The 19,354-nt window shown below is 47.8% G+C and carries 15 protein-coding genes; 7 read left to right on the forward strand and 8 right to left on the reverse strand.

The features are described 5' to 3' along the window. Positions 1-38: 38 nt before the first annotated feature. The 5 genes from AADH33_RS07720 to AADH33_RS07740 form a co-directional block, all read right to left on the reverse strand. Positions 39-1,199, reverse strand: coding sequence for an acyl-CoA dehydrogenase family protein (locus AADH33_RS07720; RefSeq protein ID WP_348548500.1), 1,161 nt, complete (start codon positions 1,197-1,199; stop codon positions 39-41). Positions 1,200-1,438: 239 nt separating this feature from the next. Then, positions 1,439-2,923 (reverse strand): CoA-acylating methylmalonate-semialdehyde dehydrogenase, encoded by a 1,485-nt coding sequence (locus AADH33_RS07725; RefSeq protein WP_348548501.1) that lies wholly within the window; start codon positions 2,921-2,923, stop codon positions 1,439-1,441. A gap of 312 nt (positions 2,924-3,235) precedes the next feature. Beyond that, entirely contained in the window at positions 3,236-5,275 is a 2,040-nt protein-coding gene (locus AADH33_RS07730; protein ID WP_075100975.1) for a propionate--CoA ligase, read from the reverse strand. A gap of 230 nt (positions 5,276-5,505) precedes the next feature. Next, positions 5,506-7,176, reverse strand: a complete 1,671-nt coding sequence (locus tag AADH33_RS07735) for a fatty acid--CoA ligase (protein WP_348548502.1) — start codon at positions 7,174-7,176, stop codon at positions 5,506-5,508. A 295-nt stretch (positions 7,177-7,471) separates the two neighbouring features. After that, positions 7,472-8,650: an MFS transporter gene (locus AADH33_RS07740; protein ID WP_348548503.1), complete on the reverse strand. Its 1,179-nt coding sequence runs from the start codon at positions 8,648-8,650 to the stop codon at positions 7,472-7,474. A 626-nt stretch (positions 8,651-9,276) separates the two neighbouring features. On the opposite strand from AADH33_RS07740, the gene AADH33_RS07745 reads away from it, so the two are divergent. Beyond that, positions 9,277-10,023, forward strand: coding sequence for a hypothetical protein (locus tag AADH33_RS07745; RefSeq protein WP_075100978.1), 747 nt, complete (start codon positions 9,277-9,279; stop codon positions 10,021-10,023). A 283-nt stretch (positions 10,024-10,306) separates the two neighbouring features. Here AADH33_RS07745 and AADH33_RS07750 read toward each other — a convergent pair whose 3' ends face one another. Both AADH33_RS07750 and AADH33_RS07755 read right to left on the reverse strand, forming a co-directional pair. Then, positions 10,307-10,825, reverse strand: coding sequence for an Rrf2 family transcriptional regulator (locus AADH33_RS07750; protein WP_348548504.1), 519 nt, complete (start codon positions 10,823-10,825; stop codon positions 10,307-10,309). A 71-nt stretch (positions 10,826-10,896) separates the two neighbouring features. Further along, a complete protein-coding gene (locus AADH33_RS07755; RefSeq protein ID WP_348548505.1) occupies positions 10,897-12,150 on the reverse strand; it encodes an NnrS family protein in 1,254 nt (417 codons plus the stop codon). 232 nt (positions 12,151-12,382) lie between these two features. On the opposite strand from AADH33_RS07755, the gene AADH33_RS07760 reads away from it, so the two are divergent. After that, positions 12,383-12,613, forward strand: a complete 231-nt coding sequence (locus AADH33_RS07760) for a hypothetical protein (RefSeq protein ID WP_100749732.1) — start codon at positions 12,383-12,385, stop codon at positions 12,611-12,613. A gap of 116 nt (positions 12,614-12,729) precedes the next feature. On the opposite strand, the gene AADH33_RS07765 is transcribed toward AADH33_RS07760, so the two are convergent. Then, positions 12,730-14,223 (reverse strand): aldehyde dehydrogenase family protein, encoded by a 1,494-nt coding sequence (locus AADH33_RS07765; RefSeq protein WP_348548506.1) that lies wholly within the window; start codon positions 14,221-14,223, stop codon positions 12,730-12,732. A 308-nt stretch (positions 14,224-14,531) separates the two neighbouring features. Here AADH33_RS07765 and AADH33_RS07770 point away from each other — a divergent pair, with 308 nt between their 5' ends. From AADH33_RS07770 to AADH33_RS07790, 5 genes are all read left to right on the forward strand, one after another. Next, positions 14,532-15,149: a TetR/AcrR family transcriptional regulator gene (locus AADH33_RS07770; RefSeq protein WP_201585738.1), complete on the forward strand. Its 618-nt coding sequence runs from the start codon at positions 14,532-14,534 to the stop codon at positions 15,147-15,149. A 244-nt stretch (positions 15,150-15,393) separates the two neighbouring features. Then, complete coding sequence (locus AADH33_RS07775; RefSeq protein ID WP_348548507.1) at positions 15,394-16,611, forward strand: iron-containing alcohol dehydrogenase; 1,218 nt, start codon at positions 15,394-15,396, stop codon at positions 16,609-16,611. A gap of 100 nt (positions 16,612-16,711) precedes the next feature. Next, entirely contained in the window at positions 16,712-17,761 is a 1,050-nt protein-coding gene (locus AADH33_RS07780; RefSeq protein WP_348548508.1) for an NADP-dependent oxidoreductase, read from the forward strand. Positions 17,762-17,930: 169 nt separating this feature from the next. Further along, a complete protein-coding gene (locus tag AADH33_RS07785) occupies positions 17,931-18,608 on the forward strand; it encodes a type 1 glutamine amidotransferase domain-containing protein (protein WP_348548509.1) in 678 nt (225 codons plus the stop codon). A 51-nt stretch (positions 18,609-18,659) separates the two neighbouring features. After that, complete coding sequence (locus AADH33_RS07790) at positions 18,660-19,292, forward strand: glutathione S-transferase family protein (RefSeq protein ID WP_348548510.1); 633 nt, start codon at positions 18,660-18,662, stop codon at positions 19,290-19,292. The last annotated feature ends 62 nt before the right edge of the window (positions 19,293-19,354 follow it).

Consider the following 19,354-nt stretch of genomic DNA (forward strand, 5'->3'; position numbering starts at 1 on the left):
TTGAAATGAAGACACGTCCTAAAAACCCAATACCAAGATTAGCGTAGCTGGCTCAGCGCATCATCTTGCATCAGCTGACGCGAGACGATCACGCGCATGATCTCATTGGTGCCTTCTAATATCTGATGGACGCGCAAGTCTCGCACGTGACGCTCAAGCGGATACTCATTGAGATAGCCATAGCCACCATGCAGTTGTAGTGCTTGATTGGCCACATCAAAACAAAGATCAGTAGACAGACGCTTTGCCATCGCACAATAGGTCGATGCTTGGCTGTCTTGATTGTCGACTTTGTTGGCCGCCAGATACAGCATTTGCCGTGCGGTAATGGTCTGAGTCAACATATCAGCAAGCTTGAATTGCACCGACTGTAGGCTGGCAATCGGGCTACCAAATTGACTGCGCTCTTGCACATAATTGGTCGCGGTCTCAAGCGCCGACTGCGCTGTACCGACCGCACAGATACCGATATTGATACGTCCACCGTCCAAGCCTTTCATCGCAATACGAAAACCTTGGCCTTCCTCGCCGATTAGATTTTCGGCTGGGACTTTGACATCTTTAAAACTGATGGTGCGTGTGGGCTGTGCTTTCCAGCCCATTTTGTGCTCATTTTTGCCGTACTCAATGCCATCGCTATGGGCATCGACGACAAACGCTGATATACCTTTTGGACCGGCGGCGCCTGTTCGTGCCATGACGACCAGTACATCGGTCGCGCCTGCGCCCGAGATAAAGGTCTTTTCGCCATTTAACACATAATAGTCGCCCTGCTTGTCGGCTTTACTGCGTAGTGAGGCCGCATCCGAGCCGGCATTGGGCTCGGTCAAGCAATAACTGCCAAGCCACTCACCACTGACCATCTTTGGTAGATATTTTTTACACAGAGTATCACTGCCATACTCACCGATCATCCAGCCTGCCATATTATGAATACTCATATAAGCGGCGACCGCGGTATCGCCCCATGCCAGCTCCTCAAACACCATGGCGGAGTCTAAGCGCAGTAGCCCAAGGCCGTCATACTCTGGATTGGTATACAGCCCCAAAAAACCAAGCTCGCCAGTTTTTTTGATGACATCGACTGGGAAATCTGAGGTGCGGTCCCACTCAGCGGCGTTTGGTTTGAGCTCTTTTTGAGCAAACTGTTTGGCGGTTTGGCGAAAGGCGATCTGGTCGTCGGTCAATGAAAAATCCATGGGGTCATCCTTGTGCATGCATTACAAATAGAGTAAAAATGGGTCAGCCGTGCCCGTTTTAACGTCGGTTAACGGTATGATTGATACCGTATCGGTCATGATACAGTATCGGTCATAAAATGTCGGGTTATACAGTATAACAGCGGTATAACGTCATCGACACATGCTTGCATGGCAAAAATACACATGGCGACAATCAGCAAGATAGACACTATACCGCAATGACACAGACTAAGGCCTTATATCGAAATAGTGGTATTGACCCCGCGGCTGGCCTCGTCATCAAACCAGCGCGCTGTAACCGTCTTGGTTTGGGTATAAAACTGCACTGCTTGTTTGCCATAAGGACCCAAATCACCGAGTTTACTGGCGCGTGAGCCTGAGAATGAGAACATCGGTAGTGGCACAGGAATTGGCAAGTTAATGCCGATCTGTCCGACTTGCACGTCTTGCTGGAACTTATGTGCTGCGGCCCCTGATTGAGTAAAGATAGCGGTGCCGTTGCCATGTGGGTTGGCATTGAGTAGCTCAATCGCCTCATCTAAGCTATCGGCGCGCATGATACACAGCACAGGGCCAAAGATCTCTTCTTTGTAGATTTGCATGTCGCTTGTGACATTATCAAAGATAGTCGGCCCTACAAAGTTGCCTTTTTCAAACCCTTCAACCGTGATACCACGACCATCAAGCAGCAAGCTCGCCCCTTCTTCTACCCCTGTACCGATGAGATGCTCAACGCGTGCTTTTGCTGCAGGAGAAATCAGTGGCCCCAAATCCTTATCGTTTTTACCAGCAGATACCACTAGGCTCTCGGCTTTGGCCTTTATGTCATCGATCCACTCGCCTGCCGCACCGACCAGCACCACGACAGATAGCGCCATACAGCGTTGACCTGCTGCCCCAAAGGCTGCGCCCGCTAGCTGATTGAGCGTTTGCTCTTTATTAGCATCTGGCAAGATAACGCCGTGGTTTTTTGCGCCCATCATACACTGGGCACGTTTGCCTGATTGGCTAGCACGCTCATAGACATGCTTACCCACAGCGCTAGAGCCGACAAACGACACCGCTTTGATGTCTGGATGATCACAGATGGCATCAACTGTGGCCTTACCACCATGTACGACGTTTAGCACACCTTCAGGGACACCAGCTTCGACGGCCAGCTCTACCAGACGCATGGTCACCATCGGGTCTTGCTCAGATGGCTTTAGGATAAAAGTATTGCCCGTGGCAATCGCCATCGGAAACATCCATAACGGAATCATCGCTGGGAAGTTAAACGGTGTGATACCCGCACAAACCCCAAGCGGCTGCCAGATACTATAAGTGTCAACGCCTGAAGCGACATTTTCGACAAAATCACCGATTTGTAGGTTGGCAATACCTGCAGCATGCTCGACCACTTCTAAACCGCGGAACACATCCCCGCGCGCATCAGCGATGGTTTTGCCCTGCTCTGCTGTCAAAGTCTCTGCCAGCTCATCCATATGCTCGCGAATCAATTGCTGGTATTTTAAAAAGATACGTGCGCGCGTGGTGATGGGTGTTTTGCGCCATGTTTGAAAGGCTGTTTGAGCCGCGGCGATGGCTTGATTGATTTCATCATCTGTGGTCTGCGGCACTTTGGCGATGACCTCTTGGGTAGCAGGATCGGTGATATCGATCCACTCGTTGGTAGTAGAGTCTACAAACTGGCCATTGATGAGCTGCTGAACGTGGTGCATAAGATATCCTTATCTTGTCTGCGAGACGACCATGTCGAGGTGTCTAGTTATACTTAAAAGGGATAAAAAACCAGAAGTTTTTATGGATTAATAAATAATTTAAAATGATTTATTTTGTATCGTTATTGACTATAGCAATAAAACAATTTTAGGGTCAAGGGCTTTATCAAACTTTTATCTAAGATTTTTGGCTATCTGCATTTTCTTATCATCAAAAACCAAAAAGCCCATGAGCGAGCATGAGCTTTTTGGTTTTTAAGCGGTATTTTGATTTGTTGGGCAAGCCGCCATAAGAGAAGATTCGGGCGTGTCCTAATAATCCTGCATAGATTGTTTGACTGCATCGATTGCAGCTGGGTTATCGAGTGTCGACATATCGCCGGTGGGCTTGTTTTCTGCTAAGGCACGAATAGCGCGGCGCAAGATTTTGCCAGAGCGGGTTTTTGGCAGTGCTTGCGGGAAATAAATGGCTGCCGGTCTTGCGATACCGCCAAGCGATTTTACCACCGCGCCGATGACCTGCTGCTCAATGCGAAAGCGGTTTTCGGTCGTTTTCACTTGTTCATGATCTTTTAACACACAAAAAGCGATCGGCAGCTCGCCTTTTAACTCATCTGCAATACCGACGACCGCGCACTCCGCCATCTCAGGATGGGTGCTGATGGCCTCTTCCAGCTCTTGGGTACCGATACGATGACCGGCGACATTGATCACATCATCGGTACGCCCTAAGATATAAAAATAGCCGTCTTCATCAGTGACTGCATAGTCTGATGTTGAGTACTGCTGACCATCAAACAAGCCAAAATAGCTACTCATAAAGCGCTCATCGTTGCGCCATACGGTGGTGAGACAGCCAGGCGGTAGTGGTGCACTGATCGCCAGCAAGCCTTTTTCGCCTGCCGCGCATGGCTCGCCCGTCTCTTCGTTGAGAACGCGAGCATCATAGCCATACATGGGATAACCAGGTGAGCCTTGCTTGTGCGGTTTGTGATTGAACTTGGGCGTGTTGCTCAAAATCGGCCAGCCGGACTCTGTTTGCCAATAGTGGTCTAAGATCGGAACGCCTAAGTGCTTGGTCAGCCAATTGGCTGTTGACTCATCAAGTGGCTCGCCTGCTAAGAAAAACGACTTGACGCTTGAGACATCATAGCGCGTCATCCATGTCTCATCTTGCTTTTTGAGCATACGCACACCCGTCGGTGCGGTAAATAAGATATTGACTTTATTGGCCTCGACGATTCGCCACCAGATACCTGGGTTTGGACGATGCGGCAGACCCTCATACATCACACTAGTCATTCCAGCGAGCAATGGTGCATAGATGGTATAAGAATGCCCGACCGCCCAGCCGATATCTGATATCGCCCAAAAGGTCTCGCCTGCCTTGCCATCATAGATATAATCCATCGAAGTGGTCAGGGCGACTGCATGACCGCCGGTATCGCGCTGCACACCCTTGGGTGTACCGGTCGTACCTGAGGTATAAAGCAAATAAGATGGCGTGTTGGACTCTAGCCACACAGGCTCAACAATGGCATTGGCTTCGCAGCTAATGCGGCGCTGCTCGGCATAGTCGACATCGACGGCTTGCGGCTCAAATGGTAGCACCCCGCGATTGACCACCAATACATGCTCGGGCTTGACCGTGGCTTGCGCCACACCTTGATTGACCAAACTCTTATAATTAACCACTTTACCGCCGCGTAGACCTGCATCGACAGTGATGACCATTTTTGCCTCAGCATCATCCATACGAATGGCGAGGTTATGCGCGGCGAAGCCACCAAATACCACCGAATGCACCGCACCGATACGAGCACAAGCCAGCATGGCATAAGCGGCTTCTAAAATCATCGGCATATAGATGATGACGCGGTCACCCTTGCCGATACCATGACGCTGCAGCACATCGGCAAAATAATTGACTTCTTTATAAAGGTCATTGTAGGTCAGGCGGCGCTTGGCATAATCGGTATATAGCTCGACATGGTTACCCAAGTCCTTGAACGCATCAACAATGGCAGGAAAAGTCTCTATCAGCTCTTGGTTAATCTCAGAAGACAGCCAAATAAAAGCATCTTGCTCGGCACGCTCTGCTAGATGACGATCGACACAGTTATAGCATAGGTTGGTTTCGCCGCCGACATACCATTTGGCAAAGGGCAGATTGCTGTCATCGAGGATTTGCTCAGGCTCTTTGTGCCAATAGATACGCTTTGCTTGCTCCGCCCAAAACTGCTCTCGATCATGAATTGAGGCGTGGTAGATATCTGCAAATTGAGAGGCGCTGTCGGCCATATTGGTGGCTGACTCTTGAGTGGCAATAGGAGTTTGAATGGTGTCGCTCATAATAGCTGTCCTTAGCGTGACGATAGGTGGGGCAATAGGGCCTTATCAGACATTATCATAACAACATGTCTAAATGAGGTACTGGTCATCCTTACCAGAACTAAAAAACCGATACGTTATGTATCGGTTTAAAATGTAGCAGAGCAATCGATAAAGGTCAACTATTATGCCTATATTCTCATCGATATTTTAGCATAGGCAGGGGCATCATGGCTGCCCATTTTTGTCTATCAAACCTCTGTTTGATCGGCGTACATCTCTCGCATGACTTTTTTATCGTGTTTTCCGACTGAGGTTTTTGGCAAATCATCGACAAACTTAAACTGACTTGGGACGCCATATTTGGGGATGATACCACGCTCGACTGCTTTTTCTGCGATGGCCTTGATATCTTCGACTTTAGTATCTTGGCAGGCAGGTTTTAGGACAACCAACGCCAGCGGACGCTCGCCCCACTGCTTATCACGCACCCCAATCACCGAGACATCAGCCACCGCTGGATGCAGCGACAAAATCGTCTCAATCTCTAATGATGATATCCACTCACCGCCTGATTTGATCACATCTTTTAGACGATCAGTGATACGGATATAGCCATCAGAGCGTATGTATGCGATATCTTGAGTGTGCATATAGCCGTTTTCCCACAGCTCTTTGCCAGCATCGTCATTTTTTAGATAGCTTTGGGTTAGCCACGGCGCTCGTAGTACCAGCTCGCCTGTCTTATCTTTGCCTGTGCCTACTGGCTGGTTGTTTTCGCCCCATATCTGCGCATCGACCATCAGTACTGGTTTACCCGTCATACAGCGGCGCGCAACATCCTCTTCTTCGCTCATTTCAGGCTCATTAAGACTAAACGCCGTCAGGCTAATCAAAGGCGCTGTCTCTGACATACCGTAGCCTGTATAGACCTCGATGCCTTGTGCTAACGCAGCCTTTGCCAGACCCTCTGTCAGTCTTGAGCCGCCGATGATCATTTTTAGACCATTGAAACTGGCCTCGCGTTCTTGTGCTTCTTTTAGCACCATTTGTAAAATCGTCGGTACACAATGGGTGACACTGACTTTTTCGTTGATTATCAAATCCAGCAGACTGTCGGGGGCATAGCGACCTGGATAAACTTGCTTTAGGCCAACCATGGTGGCGGTAAACGGAAAACCCCACGCATGCACATGGAACATCGGCGTCATGGGCATATAGACATCGCCGTAGCTGACGCCTTGCTTGTTGGGCAACATACCCAAAGTCGCTGCTTCTGTGAGCGTATGCAACACCAGCTGACGATGGCTAAAAAACACGCCTTTTGGATCGCCTGTCGTACCTGAGGTATAAAAAGTCGTGGCGATGGTGTCTTCATCAAAATCTGGAAAATCAAACTCACTATCAGCCGCTGCCAGCAGTGCCTCATACTCCCCTGTGACGCGGTTTTGATTGCCGCCAAACACGCCCTCATACGACACCCCATTGTCATCTAGCCAAATAATATGCTCGATACTGGAGTTTTCAAACTGATAGTCTTTGACCAACGGCGCAAACTCAGAGTTGAGCAACAGCACTTTGGGCTTGGCGTGGTTGATGGTATAGAGGATTTTTTCTGGTGATAGGCGGATATTGACCGTTTGTAAGATATACTCTGACATCGGAATCGCAAAATAAGACTCAAGATAGCGGTGGCTGTCCCAGTCCATGACCGCAATCACGTCGCCTGCATCTAAGTGGAGGTCTGCCAGCACATTGGCTAAGCGATTGATACGCGTAAACAACTCTTGATAAGTAAATCGCTGTTTATCTGCGTACACGATTTCTTGCTCGAGCGAGACCGTCTTAGCACGATTAAGAAGCTGTTTGACAAGCAATGGATAGTCATAAGCAGCAGGTGCACTGTGATAGATATTTGACATAAATGTAACGTCCTTGTCTTTCGTTTTTGTGGATAGCAGATACTTATAAGTAAAGCATGAAACATCCAGATTGTTATTATTTTTTCTTACTGAAAAGTCAATGCCAAACCTTTGTCAGCCAAGTATTTGTTCTAAATAAGTGCCTATTTTAAAATAGGTTAACTATATGAAGTATGAAGACTGTTGATTGATAGTAAGAAAAAAGCCATGCCATGTAAAGCGGTCTCATGTAAAGAGCGCTAACCGTAGGGCTGCGTACCCCGCCTATCTGCTTTGCCGCTATTCAACAAGAGATTTACGCGGCGTGCGGCTTGGTCTTAATCATCCCCATACTGGCGACCAATAACGCCAAAACCTGTACAAACAATAATAGCCACACCGTCAGCGACCACTGCCCGCGCGCATAGGCGATGCCGCCCAGCCATGCACCCAGCGTGCCACCTGCATAGTAACCCATATAATATAGACCCGACGCCAAAGAGCGGCCTTTTTTGACATTGACCGCGATATAACTGATGGTCGCCGACTGGGTAATAAACACTCCTGACGACATCACCGCCAGCCCAATCACCACGCCCCAAAGCGGCGCGACCAATGTCAGCAGTACGCCAAGCATAGAGACCACCACAGCCACGCGTACCGTACGCGCTGAGCCAAAGCGGCGCAGCAATGTGGTAGAAAGCGGCGTGATGATCACCCCCAGTAAATACACGGCAAAAATATTGGCAAGCGCCCCAGTGCTCAGCTCATAAGGCGTATCTGCAAGGTGCAAATTGATAAAGGTAAAACAGCCAACCAACGAAAACAGCACGCAAGCGCCCAATAAGCAAGAAGTCACCACGTAACGATTGACTAAGTGCTCGCCGAGCGTCTGTATCGCCGAGCGAAAGTTTGGATTGGCCACAAACTGCCGCGACGCAGGCAGCATCTTCGTAACCCATAAAGCGCCAAGTAGCGTCATCGCTGCCATCACATAATAGCCTGCACGCCAGCCGATCAGCTCATGCAAATGCCCCAGCAAAAACCGGCCCATAAAGCCACCGAGCACAGAGCCTGATACATAAAACGACATCAGCTCTGTGACCGCACGCCCCTCAAACTCCTCGCCGATATAAGCAATCGTCACCACCGTGATACCGGGTACAGACAACCCCTGCAAAAACCGCCAAACCCCCATCCAGCCGATGCTCGGGCTTTGGGCGATAAGCGCCGTTGGTATCGCCAAAAACAATAAAGCACCAACAATAAACACCTTGCGGCCGACAGCATCAGACAGCATACCCAAAAAGGGCGACATAATCGCAATCGCCAGTACCGTCGCGCCAACCACCATACCCGCCTGCACTTCCGTGGCAGCAAAGTCTGTGATAAGCACTGGCAAGATAGCCTGCACAGAATAGACCTGCAAAAAAGCAAACATGCCGATAAGCCCCATGGTCAGCTTTAATACCCACGAAGGCGAATGGTGTGGCATGTTTGCGTGATATGCTCTCTCGCCGTTTGAGTGGTGAGCGTCGGCGACGTTGCGACTTGTTGTATGATGTATTGGTTTCAAAATAGTGCTAACTGTATTGGACGCCGCTGAGACAAGCCAGACGTCGGTGATAGATAAGATAGGTGATTTACTTGACAACTTGCAGTATCGACGACATACATAGCAAGCTTTGAGCAATTTTGAACAATGAAGTATTTATACGATCACTCCTACAAGACAACATGTAAAAACAATGCCTAAAAGACAACATCTAAAAAAACAATGTTTATGGAGCAATGCTTATAAGCCGATGCGTAGAAAAAAGGCTTTTAGAAAACTTGTCAGTTGAAGGATTTTAGCACAGCGGCGCGCCACTTCATGATAAAAAGAGTTTAATCACAAAATCTAGAGCGTGTCCTTATTTTTACATATCTACATTGCTGCTATCTTTTTTATAACAGACTTTGGGCGGCAAAGACCTAATACTTGTTAAGTCGTGTTGAGCACTCTTGTAGACCTTGATGCTTTTTTTACCGCTGGTTTTGATGTTTTTATTAGAGGCGACATTTTAGCTATTTTTTACGTTTATCGTTTTTTTACATCATTTTCATTATAAGGAAGACCATATGTCAGATAAAATTCATGATTTGGGTGCAGGGTTTTGGAACATACGCGGCACCTTTCGTTTGGGCGGCGTGCTCAATATCGGTACGCAGTGCTCACTGGTGCAATTAGACTCAGGCAAATTTATTTTTTTAGACAGCTATGGGCTGACAGGCGACGTGCGCGATGAAGTGATGGCCTTGACCAATCAGGGGCAAGATGTCGAAGCCGTCCTAAACGTCCATCCGTTTCATACCGTCAGCTGCGCGCAAATGGCCAAAGACTTTCCGCAGGCGACTTTTTATGGCAGTCGCCGCCATCACAAACAAGTCCCCGACGTACAGTGGGCGGATGATTTGGTCGAAAGCGAGGCAGTCGCCAAGCGCTATCCTGAGTTACAGTTTTCTCTCTCACAAGGCATCCATTACATCTCACCTAATGAGATGATACATGCAGGCTCACTGCTCGCCTATCATCCGGCCAGCAAAAGCTTGCACGTCGATGATACTTTTATGAGTCCTCCCGTCAAGTTGTTAGAAAAAGTGCTTCCTGAGTTACTGCTGCACCCAACCACCAAAAAAGCGCTCAAAAATGAGACGAACGCAGGAAAAACATACTGCGACTGGGCGACCAATCTGGCTCACGAATGGCGCGATGTACGCAACTTTTGTGCCGCGCACTCTTATTTGGTGAGGTTTAATGAGGGCGAGTTTGAAAAGGCACTACTAACAGCCATCGATAAAGCACGACCAAAGCTAGAACAGGCTTAGTCTGAAATTAGGCTTAGTTTGAAATATAAGTAGGATATAGTCAGTTGAAAACAAAACTGTCATAAGTTCCAAAGCGCTACTGGGATGAATTTTTCGCAGCCTCTGTGTATACAGCACGCAAGAAAAATTTATACCAGTAGCGCTATAACATTTTTAAATTGAATCTACTATACAGCAAAAGGGAACCGCTTTAAGCGCGCTCCCTTTTTGGTGCACTCTTTTCGAATAAAACAGTGACTCATAGAAGATAAAATCAACAAAACTGCTTTTCATAAAAACGCGTTTAATGAAACAGAACAGTCGCCAGCTCGTCTTTATTGTCGATGATATCAGCCAGCGTATATCTCTCCAACACCCCGACAAACGCCGTCAACGCCTCAAAAAACACGCTTTTAAGCTGACATACGGGCGTAATCACACAGCCTACCGGTTTAGAGCTGTCCGCGCCTTCTGCAGCGATAAGGGTAATCGGCAATCCTGCTGAGCGCGGCTGGCGCGCTTCACTAGGTGCCGGCGTGGCAAAACACTCAACCAAATCAAAATCAGGCTCTATCTGTTTGATCAGTACACCCAAATTAATGTCCTTTGGCGCGACAGCCAGTCGAATGCCGCCGCCCTTACCGCGCACACTCTCTATATAACCAAGCTGACCCAATTGATGAATAATCTTGGTCAAGTGACTCTTTGAAATATGATAGCTACTGGCAATATCGCTGATGTTTGCCAATGTCTCAGGCGTGGGTCTCACCGCCAGATAAATCAACGAGCGCAGCGCATAATCACTATAATTGGTCAATCGCATCTTATCGTTCACTTATTCTCATAAAGTTGTTAGCCCGTTGGCATTATTCTAATGTCAGTAGCTAAGCAGCATCATCCAAACAGGCCATCGGGTCTTGGGCGTGCCAGCATCGGCAGATAACTCAGGCAAAATAATACAAAGCAAGCTATCCACGCCCCTTGAGCAACCATAATCCATAGCAGATAATGACTCATATCAACCAGCGGTAACAACACACGGCTAATAAACACCAGCACCATCAGCACATACATGACAGTGACAGACCTCGGCGGCTGATGGATATTGCGTCCTGTATGTCCAAGTGATACCCGCGTCATCATCGCTACTGTCATCATACCGATACCTGCAATCGCCAATCCATGCATGGCAATACTATGAGTATAACCGAGCCATGGCTGCAGTGCATACAGTAAAAAACTCAGACACATACCCAAAAACGCAATATACAACGACCATAATAACGGCTTTTGCCAAATGCCGCGATGATACCAGCCCACAAGACGTATGATATTGACCACTGCCACTCCAAGCGCCGTCACAGTCAGCAAATACTTATTAGGATAAAACAAATCCACGATAAAAAACGCCAAAAAGAACAAAAGGCTTGCGATATCTTGGCTTTTACTATTGCGCAAGGTCACAGTTTGTTTGACGCCATTAGCATCCGCCACGCTCAAACCGCGCTCGATAAAGAATGGTACCACGCGCCGACCAATGGTCAACACCAAGCCGATAATTAAGTAAAATCCCAGATAGATACCGAGTTTCGTCATACTCATATCCGCACTGATAATGCCCCAATAGCACAGCCCATTACCCAACGTTAGCAATGCCAGTTTGGCTAAGATACCCATCTGCTTGTACTGCTTGACCTGTAATACCGCGCGAAAGACCGCCAAGGCCATCAGCCCCACAAACAATAGATCAAACGCGGCCGCCGCGTACAACCACACGACACTACTGCCAGTCACCGTCACACCCAGTCCAAACGCCAGCCAGCTTAAACGCGCCAGCAGCCAACACATAAAGATACCCAGCAGCCGATAACCATAAGGCATCATCACCCCAGTCCACGTCTTCACCGCTGTCAACAAAAACCCTGCCACCACCGCCAGCGCATACCCATAGACCATCTCATGACCATGCCAGTACAGCGGGTTTAATACCTGCGCATCAATATCGGTATGGCCTGTAAACACCAACGCCCACAACGCCATTATGATGACAGCAAACAATGCCGCCCCACTAAAGAAAACACGAAAGCTCAAATTGAGTATGGGGTGCAGCGAGCTTGGCGGTTTGCTGGGTAGTTTGATAGTGTGCATAACTGTCTTCTTAATATAAAGTTAAAAGATAGCGCTATAAAATTCATATTAAATGAATGTTATAGCTTATACAATACCATTGTTAAAAAGTCATTTATCCATTGTCATAACAGAGGTTATAACAGATATAGAGGTTGTGATAGATATAGTGATAGTGACAGCGACTATTACACTCCTGTTATTGACTCTCATATCCCCGACTGCTTAAATGGTTCTCTTCTAGGAGACTATTATGACTGAAGAACATGCAGCGGACGAAAAACGCAAAATCATCAACAGATTTTTGACCACCCTTACCAAAGAACAACCTCAAATGTACTATGCGACGACCTCTGAGATTTCGCGTAGCATTTATACAATGATCAAAGAGCATACCAACCGTCTATCGGTAGAAGAGCAGGCACTTGTCAGACAAATGACGGTCGAAGAGATTGAAGCGTTACTCGGCTTTCACTCTCGCTAATCTCAGCTATCATACCTCTCGCTTATTATACCTTTCATTTATCCTAAACAGAAAAAGACCGCACTGATGGCGGTCTTTTTTTTGCGCTCATTGAGCAAGCACGGCGCATGAAGCAATTAAAATGGGTACTGACGCGGCTCGTTTTGCATAGAAATCCAGTGCGTTCTGGTAAATTCTTCGAGCACCCATTCACCATTAAAGCGGCCGATACCTGAGTTCTTTTCACCGCCAAAGGGCACGTTACTCTCATCGTTGACCGAGATGTCATTGATATGTGTCATACCTGCGCGAATACCGCGCGCAAAACGCAGGCCTTTTTGCATGTCTGCTGTAAAGACGGCGCTAGACAACCCATACATCGAGTCATTGGCAATGGACAACGCATCTGCTTCATCTTTGGCGCGAATGATACCGACCAGTGGCCCAAACACTTCATTGCGCGACAAGTCCATCTCACGGGTGACTTCGGTGAAGATATGCGGCGGCACCACCTGTCCTTTAATCTCGCCGCTTAATAGCATTTTGGCACCTTGTTGCTGGGCTTTGGCGATTTTCTCTTTTAGCGATTTGACTTGTTTTTTATTGATAATAGGCCCAACTGCCGTATCTTCTTGGCTTGGATCGCCGACGTTTAGTGTCTTAACATGCGCCAAAAAACGCGCCACAAAGTCATCATAAATGTCATCTTCGACGATGATGCGGTTGATAGCAATACAGATTTGACCTTGATGTAAAAACTTACCAAAGACAGCCGCTTTTGCCGCTTGCTCGATATCAGCATCTTTTAGGACCACAAACGGACTGTTACCGCCCAGCTCTAGCGCAACTTGTTTGATATAGTCGCCGCCATTGGCCAGCTCACCGATATGCTTACCGACCGAGGTCGAGCCTGTAAATGACACAAAACTTGGAATATCATGAGTGACGATGGCATCACCGATCTCTTCGCCTGCACCGACGACGACGTTCAGCAAGCCTTTTGGCAGTCCTGCTTCTTCAAATACCTTGGCGAGCAGCAAGCCACCGGTGATTGGCGTGTCGCTGGCAGGCTTGAGCACCACAGCATTACCCAGGGCTAACGCAGGAGCGATAGAGCGCTGAGTCAAATGAAGCGGAAAATTCCACGGGCTAATCACCGCCACGACACCGATTGGCTCACGGTATACAAAGTTTTCTTTACCAGCGGTGTTGGATGGGCGAATCTGGCCATGGACACGATTGGGAAATGTAGCCGCCTCTAGCGTAATCGCTCGCGCGCTACCCAACTCTACCATCGCCTTGATACGGGTACTGCCCGACTCTTTGATAAGCCAATCTACGATTTCTTCTTGGCGCTGATCTAAAATATTGACTACTTTATACAAGACAGCGGCTCGCTCGGCTGGGGTTTGCTGCGCCCAGTGTTTTTGTGCCGCATGTGCTGCTTGATAGGCGGTGTCGAGCTGCTCTTTGGTGGCCTGCTGAATCTCCACCAGTGTATCGCCACTATATGGATTGACATCGGTATTGACACTATCATCTTGGCCGCTTTGCCATTCGCCTGCGATGTATTGTAGATGAAAATCCTCATACAGGTTTTGACCGATTTGATTATTGGTATTGGTTGACATGATTATCCTTATTTATCTTATATAATAAAGTAGTAAAAATAGTAGCAACTTGCTAGACGACTGGTCTAATGCTACCATAGCCAATATAGTGACGAAACGTATCTTGCCTTCTGCTGTGTTGAATAAACGTAACGAGCCTATCCCTGAGAGCGTCACAACATATATCAATAAAACGTATAATATATAATAAAGGGAAGCCCCCTATCGTAGCATGACGGCTACAAGACTCACCGTCATATAATCACTGACTAATGTAGCCAATGTTTACCCTAATTCTTTCAAACCCTATAATAAGAGGACATCTCCCTATGTCTACCAACTTAACGTCTGCCAATGCAACGACCATCCCTCCTGATACTAAAACTCACCTGCTCGATGTCGGCTACCAGCTCATTGCCAAAAAAGGCTTTACCGCCGTGGGTATCAAACAAATACTAGACACCGCTGGCGTCCCGAAAGGCTCGTTTTATCATTACTTTACGTCAAAAGAAGCCTTCGGTGAAGCCATCATCAGTCACTATTTTGTTAATTATAAAACGCGTTTGGATACCATTGGTCGTCGTCACAGTAACGCACAACAAAAGCTTTATGATTATTTTCAAAACTGGTATGACACCCAGCAAAACGGCTGCGATCACGAAAAGTGCCTTGTGGTCAAGCTCAGTGCCGAAGTCGCTGATTTGTCTGAGCCGATGCGTATTGCCCTAAACGCCGGCTATCAACAAACCATTAGTTGGCTGGCTGAGCAAATCAAAGCTGGCTGGGCAGATCAGTCGGTGCCCCGCCCTGAGAATATCGCTGCTGAGAGTATGGCAAAACGCTGGTATTTTGCGTGGCTTGGTGCCAGCTTAATCGCTAAAACCAGTCAAACCAACACACCACTGGCAGAAGTATGGCAAATGACCACCTCACAAATGGGACGCTAAGCCCACCGCTTATCGTCGTCTTTGTTTGAGTAAATATCGATATCACCCGACGGCCAGCCTGCCTGCACTGAGTAAGCTGAGTAAATAAGATTTCTGAGTTATAAGTGTTTTTTGTAAACATCTCTAGACGACCGGTCTAATTGATGTACAATGTGCGCCATCGTAAAAGATAAGTGATTTTATTTTTGCTGTCTTTTTATCGCTGTCTTTTTTATCAGATAAACAACATTAACTGAGGAACCTTATGAATAACTTTCAATACTACAATCCCGTACGCATCGTCTTTGGTGAAGGGCAAATCAAAGAGCTATCAGAGCTTGTCCCGCAAGATGCTCGCGTACTCATCACTTATGGCGGCGGCTCAGCTGAGCGCACGGGCACCTTGGATGAAGTCAGAACAGCGCTCAAAGCCAACGGTCAGCGCGATATCTTTGAGTTTGGCGGTATTGAGCCAAACCCAGAGTTTAACACCCTGCTAAAAGCGGCGGATATGGTCAATGAGCATGACATCGACTTTTTGCTTGCCGTTGGCGGCGGCTCAGTGATTGATGGCAGTAAGTTTGTCGCCCTTGTGTCTTCTTTGACCACGCAAGATGGTACGGTCTCACGAGATCAGGCGTGGGAAGCGCTGACCAGCTATTGCAAAGATATAGACTCAGCAGTGGCGCTAGGCGCAGTATTGACCATTCCTGCGACTGGCTCAGAGATGAACTCAGGCGGCGTGGTCAATCACAGTGATCGTCAGGCCAAGCTACCATTTGGCAACCCGCTTGCCTATCCTAGCTTTTCTATCTTAGATCCGACCAAAACACTCACCTTGCCTGAGCGCCAAGTGATGAATGGGGTGGCAGATGCGTTTGTCCATGTGATGGAGCAGTATCTCACCTACCCTGTCAATGCCAAGGTGCAAGACGCGTTTGCTGAGAGCCTGTTAAAGATTTTGATCGAAGAAGGTCAGGCGGTAAAAGCCGATGCAGAAAACCTCGAAACCCGCAAAAACATCATGTGGACAGCAACCATGGCGCTAAACGGTCTTATCGGCGTTGGCGTACCACAAGACTGGACAACGCATATGATCGGCCATGAGCTGACCTCGCTACATGGTATCGATCACGCCCGCACGCTGACTATCTTACTGCCATCTGTACTACGTGAGCTCAAAGACAGCAAAAAAGAAAAACTGCTTCAATACGCTCGTAACGTTTGGGCCATCGACAGCAATACTGATACAAAACAAGACGATGACAGCATTATCGAAACTGCTATTGTATATACCGAGGACTTTTTCCGTAGCCTTGGTTTACCTGTCAGCTTCGCAGATGCCGCGCTCGATGAGTCAGTGATTGACCCGATCATCCAGCAGCTTGACGCTCATAATATGGTAAAGCTGGGTGAGCATAAAGATAATGACTTAACGGTATCACGTCGTATCTTAGAGCGGGCGCTAACTGGCGCGGCTTAATGGTCTTTTCATAATCAGTGAATAACTATCGGCAGCCATGCTCCGTTTATTGGCTGCTCGATCTAAAACCATCAATCAATAACAAAAAAGGATGCTTAAAATGAGCTTTGATGCCCAACAAAATCAAACAACAAACCGTCAGATTAAATTGGCCAGCCGCCCAATTGGCGAGCCAAAACCTGAAAACTTTGATATGGCAACCAGCGATATCCCAACCCCCAAAGATGACGAAATGCTACTGCGCACCGTCTATCTATCACTAGACCCTTACATGCGCGGACGTATGAGCGACGCCAAAAGCTATGCCGATCCACTAGAAGTGGGTGATGTAATGATGGGTGCCACAGTTGCACAAGTGGTCGAGTCCAATATCGACAATTTTGCCGCGGGCGACCTGGTCGTGTCCAATTCAGGTTGGCAGGATTATAGCGTCAGTAATGGTGAAGGCGTGGTCAAGCTAGACAAAGATATGGCAAATCCCTCTTACGGTCTGGGCGTACTTGGTATGCCAGGGTTTACCGGCTATATGGGTCTGACCGATATCGGTAAACCACAAAAAGGCGAGACGCTCGTCGTTGCTGCGGCCACCGGCCCTGTCGGTGCCACCGTCGGACAAGTAGGCAATCAGTATGGACTGCGTACGGTCGGTATCGCAGGCGGCGCGGATAAATGTGAGTTTGCAGTTCGGGAGCTAGGTTTTGATGTCTGTATCGACCACAAAGCCGATGATTTCGCCGAGCAATTAAAAAATGCCTGCCCAGATGGTATCGACATCTATTATGAAAACGTCGGCGGCAAAGTATTTGACGCGGTGATGCCCCTACTCAACGCCCATGCGCGTATCCCTGTATGTGGTCTGGTATCACAGTACAACGCCACGGATTTGCCTGAGGGTAAAGACCGCTTGGGTATGCTGATGGGTCTGATTTTAAGACAACGCTTGACGGTCAAAGGTTTTATTATCTTTGAAGAGTACGGCGATCATTTCCCAGAGTTCTTGGAGACTATGGGTAAATGGGTAGAATCAGGCGCGGTGAAAACCAAAGAGCACATCACTGACGGCTTAAACAATGCACCGGATGCTTTTGTCAAAATGCTCAATGGTGAAAACTTTGGTAAAACCGTCATCAAAGTCGCTGACGTTCAATAACTCAAGTCCCTAATCAAATAACGACTTCTCAACATAACGGGTTAAAACCGCTACTGAAAATTAGGTGTTAACCCGTAATACTGTTAGGGCTCGGTTTATTTATCACCCTTTTTAAAATGAGAACACGTTCTAACTTACGCCAAGAATCACAGACATAAAAAGGACAATTATGAATATTTTAATGGTACTTACCTCGCACGACAAACTCGGCGATACCGGTAATCAAACAGGCTTTTGGCTAGAAGAGTTTGCTGCGCCTTACTATGCTTTTTTGGATGCTGGTGCCAACATCACTCTCGCCTCTCCTGCTGGTGGTCAGCCGCCACTCGATCCTAGTAGCGATACCGATGATGCCCAAACCAAAGACACCAAGCGCTTTAAAGCAGACAGCGACGCACAGCAACATCTTGCCACTACCAAAAAACTCGCTGACGTCAATGCCTCCGACTTCGACTCAGTGTTTTACCCAGGTGGACATGGCCCGCTATGGGATTTGGCTGTCGACCAAGACTCTATCAACTTGATCGAAGATTTTATCAAGCAAGACAAGCCTGTGGCCTTGGTTTGCCATGCCCCTGCTGCCCTCAAAAACGTCAAAGTCGATGAGGAGTATTTGGTCAAAGGCAAGACGGTGACAGGTTTTACCAATACTGAAGAAGACGCCGTTGGCCTAACTGATGTGGTGCCGTTTTTGGTAGAGGATATGCTAAAAGCCAATGGCGGTCACTACAAAAAGGCGGCGGACTGGGAATCTTTTGTCGTTGAAGACGGCTTATTGATTACGGGTCAAAACCCAGCATCATCAGAAGAAGCAGCAAAACGCTTAATGACGAAACTGAACGGTTAAGTATTCGGTGATTTATATAACGAAAATGGACTCTCTAAAAAGGCTGGCATCATGATTCGCTTACATCATCTCAATCAATCACGCTCATTACGTACGCTATGGCTCTTAGAAGAGCTGGGCGTCGCTTACGAAATCGTCAGCCATCAGCGTGATGCGACAACGCATCTGGCCCCAGACAGCCTAAAAGCAGTCCATCCACTGGGTAAGTCTCCGGTTATCGAGATGGATGGTCAGTTATATGCGGAGTCAGGTGCTATCACTGAGCTGCTGATTGAGCGTTTTGCGCCCAAGCGCTTGCGCCCTGCGACTGACAGTAGCGATTATGGCTCTTATCTGCAGTGGATTCATTTTGCCGAAAGCTCTTTGATGCTGCCGCTGCTGCTTGAGCTTTTTACCAAAAAAGCAGGCGTGGAGGATAATGCCTTTTTAGATGGCTATATCAGTGCTGAAAAGCATCGATTGCTCAGCTACCTAAACGATGAGGTGAAAGATAAATCCTTTATCGTTGGCAATAAGCTAAGCGGTGCTGATTTTATGCTATCGTTTGACTTGATTATGCTGGCCAAACGTCATGCTCTGGCAGACTATCCGCATATTGAGCAATATGCGTTGCAGCTGGCTAGCCTCGATAGCTATCAGCGTAGCATGCGCTTAGAGGTCAATTACGATCAGTCTGTTGGTTAGCTTTTTATTGGTTATCGATTAGCCTACGCTAGCTGTGGCCTAGCGTAGCGATAGCGGATAAA

It is taken from the genome of Psychrobacter sp. KFRI-CH2-11, from assembly GCF_038239325.1.
In the GTDB taxonomy this organism is placed as follows: Bacteria; Pseudomonadota; Gammaproteobacteria; order Pseudomonadales; family Moraxellaceae; genus Psychrobacter; species Psychrobacter celer.

Bases quoted from the DNA above. Each gene is read 5' to 3' on its own strand.
- AADH33_RS07790 (WP_348548510.1), top strand. From the start codon at position 18,660: ATGATTCGCTTACATCATCTCAATCAATCACGCTCATTACGTACGCTA.
- AADH33_RS07755 (WP_348548505.1), bottom strand. From the start codon at position 12,150: ATGCACACTATCAAACTACCCAGCAAACCGCCAAGCTCGCTGCACCCC.
- AADH33_RS07760 (WP_100749732.1), top strand. From the start codon at position 12,383: ATGACTGAAGAACATGCAGCGGACGAAAAACGCAAAATCATCAACAGA.
- AADH33_RS07740 (WP_348548503.1), bottom strand. From the start codon at position 8,650: ATGCCACACCATTCGCCTTCGTGGGTATTAAAGCTGACCATGGGGCTT.
- AADH33_RS07735 (WP_348548502.1), bottom strand. From the start codon at position 7,176: ATGTCAAATATCTATCACAGTGCACCTGCTGCTTATGACTATCCATTG.
- AADH33_RS07775 (WP_348548507.1), top strand. From the start codon at position 15,394: ATGAATAACTTTCAATACTACAATCCCGTACGCATCGTCTTTGGTGAA.
- AADH33_RS07765 (WP_348548506.1), bottom strand. From the start codon at position 14,223: ATGTCAACCAATACCAATAATCAAATCGGTCAAAACCTGTATGAGGAT.
- AADH33_RS07730 (WP_075100975.1), bottom strand. From the start codon at position 5,275: ATGAGCGACACCATTCAAACTCCTATTGCCACTCAAGAGTCAGCCACC.
- AADH33_RS07725 (WP_348548501.1), bottom strand. From the start codon at position 2,923: ATGCACCACGTTCAGCAGCTCATCAATGGCCAGTTTGTAGACTCTACT.
- AADH33_RS07745 (WP_075100978.1), top strand. From the start codon at position 9,277: ATGTCAGATAAAATTCATGATTTGGGTGCAGGGTTTTGGAACATACGC.
- AADH33_RS07785 (WP_348548509.1), top strand. From the start codon at position 17,931: ATGAATATTTTAATGGTACTTACCTCGCACGACAAACTCGGCGATACC.
- AADH33_RS07720 (WP_348548500.1), bottom strand. From the start codon at position 1,199: ATGGATTTTTCATTGACCGACGACCAGATCGCCTTTCGCCAAACCGCC.
- AADH33_RS07780 (WP_348548508.1), top strand. From the start codon at position 16,712: ATGAGCTTTGATGCCCAACAAAATCAAACAACAAACCGTCAGATTAAA.
- AADH33_RS07770 (WP_201585738.1), top strand. From the start codon at position 14,532: ATGTCTACCAACTTAACGTCTGCCAATGCAACGACCATCCCTCCTGAT.
- AADH33_RS07750 (WP_348548504.1), bottom strand. From the start codon at position 10,825: ATGCGATTGACCAATTATAGTGATTATGCGCTGCGCTCGTTGATTTAT.